11 protein-coding genes are annotated in these 10,037 nt (G+C 53.3%); 7 read left to right on the plus strand and 4 right to left on the minus strand.

What is annotated here, in order from left to right; all coding sequences use genetic code 11:
• Positions 1-225 (minus strand): hypothetical protein (locus OXG87_10345; protein MCY3869948.1); only part of this gene is annotated, 225 nt, incomplete at its 3' end.
• Between the two features lie 88 nt (positions 226-313).
• Positions 314-730, minus strand: a complete 417-nt coding sequence (locus OXG87_10350) for a VOC family protein (protein MCY3869949.1) — start codon at positions 728-730, stop codon at positions 314-316.
• 130 nt (positions 731-860) lie between these two features.
• Between OXG87_10350 and OXG87_10355 the strand changes: the two genes are divergently transcribed.
• The 7 genes from OXG87_10355 (at position 861) to trpS (ending at position 7,458) form a co-directional block, all read left to right on the plus strand.
• Positions 861-2,051, plus strand: a complete 1,191-nt coding sequence (locus OXG87_10355) for a Gfo/Idh/MocA family oxidoreductase (GenBank protein MCY3869950.1) — start codon at positions 861-863, stop codon at positions 2,049-2,051.
• A gap of 18 nt (positions 2,052-2,069) precedes the next feature.
• The gene (locus OXG87_10360; GenBank protein MCY3869951.1) at positions 2,070-2,489 is read left to right on the plus strand and encodes a DUF393 domain-containing protein; all 420 of its coding nucleotides are present in this window, start codon (positions 2,070-2,072) and stop codon (positions 2,487-2,489) included.
• 89 nt (positions 2,490-2,578) lie between these two features.
• On the plus strand, positions 2,579-3,421 hold the full coding sequence (locus OXG87_10365) for a phytanoyl-CoA dioxygenase family protein (GenBank protein ID MCY3869952.1): 843 nt from the start codon (positions 2,579-2,581) through the stop codon (positions 3,419-3,421).
• Positions 3,422-3,523: 102 nt separating this feature from the next.
• The gene (locus OXG87_10370; GenBank protein ID MCY3869953.1) at positions 3,524-4,471 is read left to right on the plus strand and encodes a mannonate dehydratase; all 948 of its coding nucleotides are present in this window, start codon (positions 3,524-3,526) and stop codon (positions 4,469-4,471) included.
• Positions 4,472-4,537: 66 nt separating this feature from the next.
• Positions 4,538-6,010, plus strand: a complete 1,473-nt coding sequence (locus tag OXG87_10375; GenBank protein ID MCY3869954.1) for a hypothetical protein — start codon at positions 4,538-4,540, stop codon at positions 6,008-6,010.
• Positions 6,011-6,140: 130 nt separating this feature from the next.
• Positions 6,141-6,437, plus strand: coding sequence for a hypothetical protein (locus OXG87_10380; GenBank protein MCY3869955.1), 297 nt, complete (start codon positions 6,141-6,143; stop codon positions 6,435-6,437).
• 22 nt (positions 6,438-6,459) lie between these two features.
• Positions 6,460-7,458: a tryptophan--tRNA ligase gene (gene trpS, locus OXG87_10385; GenBank protein ID MCY3869956.1), complete on the plus strand. Its 999-nt coding sequence runs from the start codon at positions 6,460-6,462 to the stop codon at positions 7,456-7,458.
• 5 nt (positions 7,459-7,463) lie between these two features.
• Here the strand turns inward: trpS and OXG87_10390 are convergent, their stop codons facing one another.
• Positions 7,464-8,033, minus strand: coding sequence for a GNAT family N-acetyltransferase (locus OXG87_10390; GenBank protein MCY3869957.1), 570 nt, complete (start codon positions 8,031-8,033; stop codon positions 7,464-7,466).
• 14 nt (positions 8,034-8,047) lie between these two features.
• On the minus strand, positions 8,048-10,037 hold a 1,990-nt coding region (gene polA / locus OXG87_10395), incomplete at its 5' end, for a DNA polymerase I (protein ID MCY3869958.1).

Consider the following 10,037-nt stretch of genomic DNA (forward strand, 5'->3'; position numbering starts at 1 on the left):
GCCCATAACAGCCATCTGAATGCTGCCGTTTTCAACGCTAAATTCGCCCTGGAGGATGGCGTTTTGCTGTAAGTCGGTGTCAACGGTAAAGCGAAACTCTTCAATTGATCCACTCGACAGATTAAATGTTTGATTAACGACGGGTTGGCCCGAATCGGCAGGATTGTCGTCACCACATGCGGCGATTGCGAATATCAGACACAAAACAGGTATAATTTTGTTCATGATTTTTCCTTTTCCCCGGCAGATGTAAATGGCTGTGATGTCCCGTGTAAGACGTTTGGGGACAAAGCGAGGTTCCTCAGACAATCGATCAAGTCAATTCGTTTTGAAAAAATTCGATGATTTCGCCGTCGGGACCTTTGCAAAAGGCGATGCGTACAGGGGTTTTGTGGGGTTCGCTGGGAATTTCGAGGCTTTTGGGTTCTATGGTGACTTCGGCCCCGGCTGCTCTGGCGCGTTCAATGGCAGCGTCGCAATCGCTGGTGCGCAGTGCAAAGTGGATGATGGACCCTTCCGGTTTGGGTTCATCTGTGCCATTGGCGAAAATTTCGAGGTAATTTCCATCCCCAGTGTCGAGCATGATGGCGCGTCTTTTGCCTTCACCCCAAGAGATTTTTTTTTCAAATCCCATCGCTTTGGTATAAAATTTTACGGATGCTTCAAAGTCGTGGGCGCGAATTGCAACGTGGTGAAAGCCCCCACCCCCGATGGTTTTGTTTTGCGACATGACCTGCTCCTCTTTTGTGTTGATTATTGTTTGAATTATCGCCAAGATAGGTTAAGATAAAAATTCCGCAAGTAGATTGATGTTAGACCGGTAGCAGAATGGCGAAAACAAACTTTATTGGAGGGATGTTATGGACCGTCTCAAAATTGCACTTGTGGGTGCTGGACGGCGCGGCGCAGGGGCGCATTTGCCCGTGATTGTGCAACTGGCAGATGTTTTTGACTTTGTCGCCATTTGCGATAAGGATGAGGAAACAGCCCAGAGTTTGGCAGCAGAACACGGGGTAAGGGCTTATACGAGTGTGCGCGACCTGGTCGATAATGAAGATATCGATGTTGCCGATGTGGTGGTGCCAGGCGTGGCGCACCATGCGATTTGCTGTTTTTTGGCGCAAGCAGGTGTGCATCAGGTTGTGGAGACACCTATTGCTATGACCCGACCGGCATCAGATATGATGATTCGAGCGGCGCGAGATGCGGGCGTTTATCTGGAGGTTGCCGAGAATTATTATCGCGCGCCGATTGAGCGGTTAAAGAAGAAGGTGCTCGTGTCGGATGTTATTGGGGAAATTGGACGGATCTATCGGATATGTCACGAGGGCGGGTATCACGGGATGAGCTTGTTGCGCGTGTTGGCCGGTGGCAATCCCAGGCAGGTGATTGGGTTGAGCCATACAACGCCCGTGATTCCACATATAGATCGCATGAAACGGCATCACGAGTTGGAAAGATGGAGTTTGAGTTTTTTGGAATTTGACAATGATGTGGCCGCGCTGATGGTGTATTCCAATGTGATTCACGCGCGTTCACTCGGGCGCAAGCAAGCGGGTATGGATGAGATTGACGGGACAGCGGGTAGCATTGTGGATGGCAATGTGTATGTTGTGCCAAAGGATGAATTGGAAACCGGCGCACAGGGTGTGGCTTATGAACCCGTGCGCGTGACGGAAACGGTAGATGGCGTAAATGTGTTGCGCGAGATTCGCTATGAGTTGCCCAGTGGTGCGATTGCGTGGGAGAATCCATTTGCAAACTATGCGCTGAGTGAAGGGCAAGTGGCCGTGGCAGATGAGTTGTTGAGTATCGCCAATGCTGTTCGAGAAGATCGCGAGCCGGATTACGGTGCTGCGATGGGTCGGTTGGATCAGGAGATGAGTCTGGCGGTGAATGCGTCAATTGAGGCCGATCGAGAGACGATTGTGTTCCCGCTGCCCGACGAGACAGAGGTCGAGCACAATATCCATCGCGGATTTGAAGAGCGATTTTTGTGCGCATGGGATGATGTGGAGACTCTGGTGGATGTGTTTTATCCGAGGAGTTAGGTTTTTCGCGGAGGCGTGATGGAAAAACCGATTGTTGTATATGACGGCGAATGTCGTTTTTGTATCTGGAGTGTTCGCCGTATAAAAAAGAAAGACAAACGCAGTCAGTTTGATTATTTGCCCAGGCAGACGCAGGGGATAGAAACCCATTTTCCAAAGCTGGCGTCGTCGGATTTCAATACGGGTATGCGCCTGGTGGTGGGGAAAGAGGATATTTATGTGGGTGCGGATGCCGTGTATCAAATCTATCGCAGGTTGCCGCCTTTCCATTTGTTTGCCTGGTTGTACCGCGTACCGATTTTGAATCTCGTTTTTCGGGCGGGATACGCGCTGATTGCGCGGTATCGCCACCTTTCTGGTCGCGTGGCGTGCGATACGGGGACATGCGAGTTGTCTTATGGGGAGCGCGCAGAGGCAAAAGAAGATCAAACGGCTTGACGTGAGTTTTTGGAATCGCTATTTTTTTGATGATACATTAGAGGGGTGTTCTAACGTTCTTCCGGACCATCTCAAGGAGGATTCCATTGTTGAGTCCGATCCAATCCGGCGAGCCTTTCGGAGAAGAGACCACCCAGGAGATCATCGACCGCTTCCACAGGGACGGTTTCGTGCATATCCCCGGCGTGCTCGAAGCAGGTGAAATGCAGGCGCTGCGAGACCGAACGGATGCGCTTCTCGACGATCCTCTGCTTGCGGAAGAGGAAGACCTCGGCTTACATGACCGTCGCTACGTGCAAATGCACGGCGAGGGGGATCAACCATTTATCCTGCGAAACACGATCGCGCTGGACGGAATTTTCAGGGAGATGCTTCTTCGGGAACCGATCCTGAGCCTTGCTGAGGCGATTGTCGGACCCGACTGCCGGTTCTGTGGACAGAACGTGCTGAGAAACCAGTCCGGCGTGGCGATCGAAAGGTGGCACGTGGATGGTGCGGTCCACTTTCCCGTCCCGGAGAGCGTGCCCCGTCACGATCCTGAAATTCGACCGCCAGTGCTCTGGATTACCGTGCAAATGGCGCTGAGTGATATCGAGCGGATCGAACACGGTCCCACACAGTACGTCCCTGGAAGCCACCTTTCGGGCAAGGCACCGAACAGTCAGGAGAATCCGGAGTTCGAAGGACGAGGTCCTGTATCTGTTTTCTGCAAGGCAGGAGACATCTATGTGCAGGATCCGCAGTGCTGGCACCGGGGGGCGCCGAACAGGTCTGATCGCACGCGGTACCTGATGCAGTCACAGTACGCGGTTGACTGGGCGTTCCGGCGGTTTGGATGGATGAACCGGGTGCCCATTCCCGAAGATGCGCGGGTGTCTGCCAGCGATCGCCTGCTTCAATTGCTCGGCGGCCGCCATCCAGAAGGAGGGTAGCGCTGCTGCCATCCCGCTTCTCTGCCTCGCCGAAACAATCTTTGCTTCTCACGTTCAGTCCACGATTCTTTCCACTCGGATGTACATCCCTGGAGGTCTCCCATGATCAAAGTAGCTGCCTGGTGTCAAGACCCTTCCGATGCGACGTTGCGCCAGCTAACCCAGTTGGGCGTCGATTGCGTCGATGCCCTGCCATTGCCGACCGATGACCGTGGCGTTTTCAATCTGGACGAGGCATTGAAAATAAAGAAACGGGTTCATTCCTGGGGTCTGCAGGTGAATCGCATCAGTTTGCCCGGTCTATCGAAGCGGTTCATGGACGAAGAGGATGGCGCTGAGGAGGAGCTCGACGTCGCGTGCGAGTCCGTCCAGGTCCTTGGCGAAGCAGGCTATCCTCTTGGACGGGTGCACTTCGACTATTCCACAGATCCCTGGATGATTGGACACTATCGGGCATCGCACCGCGGTGGTTACCTGGCTCGAGGGGACAGTTTGTCACTCGCAGAGGGGGATGAGCCGCCGGCCATAGCAGTGCGGGAGCAGCGGTGGGGACGCGTCTGTGCGGCTTACGAACGGCTCGTGCCCGTCGCGGAAGCCACAGGCGTCAGACTGATGATGCATCCCTCCGACCCTCCGACGCAGGATGCGCTCTTCGGCGGGCTGGGATTTCACCGAGTGATCGATGCCTTTCCGAACCCGTGTGTCGGCTATCTTTACTGTTGTGGGACACGCGCGGAGGCTGGAGGACTTCCACTCGTCCTGGACGAGATTCACAACTACGGGCGAAAAGGACGTCTCTTCGAGGTTCACTTTCGAAATGTACGGGCGAGCTTTGCAACTGCCGGTGCGTTCGAAGAGGTCCTGCTCGACGATGGGGACATGAACATGTTCAAGATCCTGCGCGAGTTGAAGCGGGTGGGTTACGACGGCTGTCTGAATCCCGACCACTATCCGACGCTCGAAGGGGATGGGCATGCTGGCAATACCCACGCGCTCGCCTACTCAGTCGGGTATATCAAAGCTTTGTTGGCCGCACTTGCGTGTGAGTAGGAATGTACAGTATCAGGGTCAGACAAATTTTTCGATGGTGGCATCGACAATAGGAAGGAGTATCTCATGGCTGCTACAGTTCATGTCGGGAGCCGGAAACAGCTTTTCATCGACGCGCGTTTCTTTGATCGGGTCTCTGGTGTCAATCTCCGTATGAATCCGCCTTTGCAGTCCCCCGAGCCAGTGCTCCGGGCGGACAAGCCGTGGGAGAAGCTCGGGATTGGGGCGTACAACACAGTGATCCGGGAAGGGGAGCGGCACTTCCGGCTCTGGTACGGCGCACAGATGAAATCGGGAGGTCCGCAGGAAGGGGCGGTCCGCCTCTGCTATGCGGAGTCCGAAGACGGGGTTTTCTGGCAGAAGCCGGAGATGCACCTCGTAACGTTCCAGGGCAGCACTGCCAACAACATCGTCGCCCCGCTGGATGAGCGTCAGAGCATGCAGGGCGCGACGGTTTATATAGACGAACGCGCGCCCGCCGATTCGCGCTACCGGCTCTGGTCGAAGTACTATCCCAGGGATGATGAGATCGAGGCCGGTGTTCAGCCGGGGCTTTGGGCCATGCATTCGCCGGACGGGATCCATTGGACGTATGATGAGGGCCAGCCGAATCCGCCCAACCAGATGTGCGACACCCAGAATGTCTTCTTCTGGGATGACAGCCTGGACCTCTACGTCGGCTATACGCGGGTGCACGAGACCCAGCGACGGGACGAGGCGGCGGAAATGAAGCTCGGAAAGCGGTACCGGTCCGTTGGCCGGATCACGTCGCCCGACTTTAAGACCTGGTCGCAGCCCACGCTGATCGTTCTGGAGGGAGATGCGCTGGACCTGGAAGCCCCTCTGCCTCCCCGGTCAATGGACAGGCCGCAGGTCGATTACTACACGAACGCAGTCTATAAGCATCCCGAGGCGGATGATGCGTACTTCATGATGCCCGCCGCTTACTACCACTGGGAAGCGTCCGATTTCCCGGCCACGATGGACGTCCGGCTCCTTACGAGCCGTGACGGGATCATATGGTCGCGTCAGGGAGATCGGGAGCCGTTCATCCGCCGGGGGCTGGATGGAGGACCATCGGGTGGCATGGTGATGGCCAATGTCTGGCCCGTGCTTACCGAGACCGAGATGTGGATCTATTATTCGGGGAGGGGAAGTCGGCATAATGATGAGGTGCGCGACGGTTGGAATACCGGGCTGTTCCGGGCGATCCTGAGGCGAGATGGTTTTGTCTCGGCGGATGTGTCTCTCTCTGGCGGAGAGTTTGTGACACCTCCGCTGGCGTTCGACGGTCAGGCGCTCGAGCTGAATGTAGATTGTGGCGGGGGCGGCTGGCTGCTGGTCGAGCTGCAGGACGAGGAGGGGCGCCCCGTGGAAGGCTACACGCTGAAGACGTGCGAGACGATTGTCGCCAACGCAATCAAAGCAGGCGTGTCGTGGCAGGGGGTCGGCCGCCGGATACCCACGGATCGAGGACCGCTGCGGCTTCGCGTCGTGATGCGGTCGGCAAAGCTGTACTCGTTCCGGTTCGTGAGTTAAAGAAAATCAAACGGCTTGACTTGGGGGGTTGAAGTCGTTATTTTCTTCGGCGGTATATCACGGGAGTTTGTTATGACTATGTACGATTACACTTTGACTGATGCGACGCCCGATAGGGTGCTGGCTCCCCGTGTGTCTGAAACCGTCCGTGGTTGGTGGCGTGCCGCTGTGTGGGTTTGCTGACGGATTGTATTTATTTGAAAATTGTGAATTGACCGCCGTCGGCTTTTTGACGGCGGTTTTTTATTGGAAGTATGCGATGTTTTTGAGTGCGATGACAGAGCTATTTAATATTGGCGGACGCTGGTGGTGGACAGGCGCAATGGGAGATGTATGTCCACCACCGGATATCTGGCGATCTTTGTTTGTTTGCACCGCGCGCTACCGGAAGGTGGCGCGCTTTTTTTTGGAAATTATGGTTTTTTAATCGTTCAAAGAAAGGAACAAAGATGAGTCGCACAATTGTTTTAACAGGAGATCGCCCGACGGGTAGAATGCATTTGGGACATTATGTCGGGTCGTTGAAGAATCGGTTTGAGATGCAGGATGAGTTTCAGTGTTTTTTTATGATTGCCGATTATCAGGCGCTGACGACGCATCGGGATCGGACAGAGGATCTGGAGCATCACGTCAGAGAAATGGTCCTGGATTATCTGGCGGCGGGATTTGATCCCAAAAAAAGCGTTTGTTTTTTGCAATCACAGGTGCCGCAACTGGCAGAGTTAACCATGATTTTTTCCAATTTGGTGACGTTGCCGCGTTTGTTGCGGAATCCAACCGTTAAGGAAGAGATGGGTAAGATGGGGTTGGGGAATCGGGTGCCTTACGGGTTTGTGGGGTACCCGGTATCTCAGGCGGCGGATATTTTGCTTTTTCGTCCGCGATATGTGCCGGTGGGTCCAGATCAAAGACCCCATATTGAACTGGCGCAGGAAGTGGCTGCGCGATTTAATCGGATTTACGGCGAGGTGTTTCCCATTCCCGATGGCGTTTATGGCACGCGCTTGAAGGGCACAGATGGTCAGAGTAAGATGGGGAAGAGCTACGGCAATGCTATTGATTTGTCGGATAGAGAAACGTCTATGCGGACAAAGGTGATGAATATGGTTACCGATCCGGGGCGGGTGCGGGCAACTGATCCGGGAAATCCCGATGTGTGTTCGGCATTTCACTATCGAGAGGTGTTTGATGAAGAGAATGCCGAGCAGGTGGCAAGGGCCTGCCGCAGCGGGACGATTGGCTGTACGACGTGTAAAGGCGCGTTGGCAGATGTGCTGAATGATTTTATGACGCCGTTTCGGGTACGCCGTAAGGGTTTTGAAGAACAGCCCGATTTGGTGCGCGATATTTTGAATTTAGGCGGTGCGAGGGCGCGTATTGAAGGACAACGCACGCTGGAACACGTCAAGGAGGTGATGGGGATGGGGTATAATGCGTTGATGGGATGAGGAGGTTATTTTTTCTTTTTGAGCTGGGTGTAGATGGCTTCCCAGCGTTCGGGATGGCTTTCGTGGGTGTTGAGGGGCTGAAAGCCCGCGTCGAGGTAGGTTTTGATGGCCGGTAGGCGCCAGTCATCGGTTTTTAGATGTGCTTTTTGATAGCCCAGATCTTTTAAGCGATGGAGGACGAGGGCGTTGAGCAAATGCCCGAGTCCTTTGCCGCGGTGGTCTGCGTGCGCGGCGACCATGTGAACTTCACCCGTTTCCGGCGATTGGCCGGGTGTTTTCCAGGCACACGCGCTGGCTATGGGAGCGTCGTTGTGGGTGATGAAAAAGAGGTTTTCTGCCCGGAAGCGGGGATCGCGGATCAATTGCGCTCGGCATTTCTCCGTCGTCCAGTTGCTGCCCACATTGCCTTCCATGATGCGACACCAGGCGGCTTCGTCACCCGAACGATAGGTGCGTGTGGCATAACCGGTAATTTGCTGAATTTCGGGCAGGTTATTGAGGTGGTCGCGAAACATTTCGAGTTGCGGCAGGTGTTCGACAGGAGGGGCGAATAGTTTTTTGAGCCAGTTGAACATGTGATTTCCATTTTTCAATGGGCTTCCAGCCAGGTATTTCCCATGCCCATTTCAACCACAATTGGCACGGACATTGGCAGGGCATTTTTCATCGCGTCTTCGATTAGGGGCATCGCGATATCGACTTCGTCTTTGTGCATGTCAAAGACGAGTTCGTCGTGTACTTGTAGCAGCATGCGCGTTTTTAAGTCCCGTTCAAACAGGGCATCCTGGACGCGGCGCATCGCAATTTTAATCATGTCGGCAGCTGAACCCTGAATCCGCGAGTTGATTGCGTTGCGCTCGGCACTTTTGCGCGTGGTGGCATTGCGCGAGTGGATATCCCGCAAATATCGCCTGCGTCCGGTCATGGTTTCCACGTACCCGTGTTCTCTGGCAAAGTCAATGGTGTCATCCATGTACTTTTTTGCGCCGGAAAATTGCTCAAAATATTGCTCAATTAAATTACCGGCTTCAAAGCGCGGAATATTCAGGCGTTGCGCCAGGCCAAAGGCCGAGATTCCATAAATAATGCCAAAGTTTACGGTTTTTGCCTGCCGACGCATGTCGTCGGTTACATCGCGTTCGTCCAATCCGTAAATTTTCATTGCGGTTGCCGCATGGATATCCAGTCCTTCTCGAAAGGCCCTGTGCATCTCTTCATCGCGACTGAGTTCAGCCGCTACGCGCAATTCTATCTGCGAATAGTCTGCTGACAAGAGCGTGTAATTTTCATTGCGAGGTACAAAGGCTTTGCGAATTTCGCGCCCCTTTTCCGTGCGAATGGGAATATTTTGCAGATTTGGTCCGTGCGATTGCAACCGTCCGGTGGCCGTGACGGCCTGCTCGTAGTGCGTGTGGATGTGCCCGGTACCCTTAAATACCGCGCCCGGCAACATATCCAGATAGGTGGATTTCAATTTTGAATATGTTCGATATTCCAAAATTTGTTCTACTATTTCGTGTTTATAAGCCAACCTCTGCAAAATTGCTTCGCTTGTCTGATATTGCTTTGTCTTGGCTGTGCGCCGCGCATTGGGATCGAGTTTTAATTTTTCAAAGAGGATATCGCCCAATTGTTTGGGTGAGTTTAAGTTAAATGTTTCACCAGCCAGGTCGTAAATGCGCTTTTGGATGGCGACTAATTCATCCTGCAGGTCTTCCGAAAGTATTTCGATTACAGATGCTTCCATGCGAATGCCTTCGTATTCCATTTGCGCCAGTACAGATACCAGCGGGCATTCTATGTCTTCAAATACGCGCGTTTGTCCCATTTCTTTGATTTTGGGGCGCAGAGCTTCGGACAGTTGCAAGGTGATGTCAGCATCTTCGGCTGCGTATTCTGCTACGTTGTCCAGGGGGACTTCGCGCAGGGTTTTTTGTTTTTTGCCCTTTTCTTTTTCGCCGATTAAAGACTCAATTTTAATGGGTTCATATCCCAGTAATGCCAGCGATAGAGAATCCATGCCGCGACGCATTTCGGGTGCGGTTACATAAGCGGCGAGCATGGTATCAAAAACCGGTCCCTGAACCCTGATGCCTTGCCACAATAATACGGAGAGATCAAATTTGAGATTGTGTCCGATTTTCTCGGTGTTTGGATTTTCCAAAATTCCGCGGAATTCTTCCAATACTGCCTTATTTTCATCCGGGTCTTCTGGTATTGGGACGTAATATCCCGTGTGCGGTTGAAATGAAAAGGCGAGGCCGAGCATTTCACATGTTCTCGGGTTTAGCCCCGTTGTTTCTGTATCAAAACAAAACGCCTTTTGTTGTGCCAATTTTTCGATCAATGCGGCGCGTTTTTCCGGCGTATCCACGAGGTGATATGTGTGTTCGACATCTGCAATGGTGTTGTGTTTTGATACGTCCGCCATCGCTGTTTCATCGCCGAAGAGCGAGATCTGCTGCTGATCTATATTAAAATCATTTCCAAATAGCCGCTTGCCCAGTGTGTTGAATTCCAACTCTGCGAACAGGTTTTTTAATTTCTGTTCATTTCGTTTTTTTACGGCGAGATCATCT

The sequence above is a fragment of the Gemmatimonadota bacterium genome (genome assembly GCA_026706845.1).
Classification (GTDB): domain Bacteria; phylum Latescibacterota; class UBA2968; order UBA2968; family UBA2968; genus VXRD01.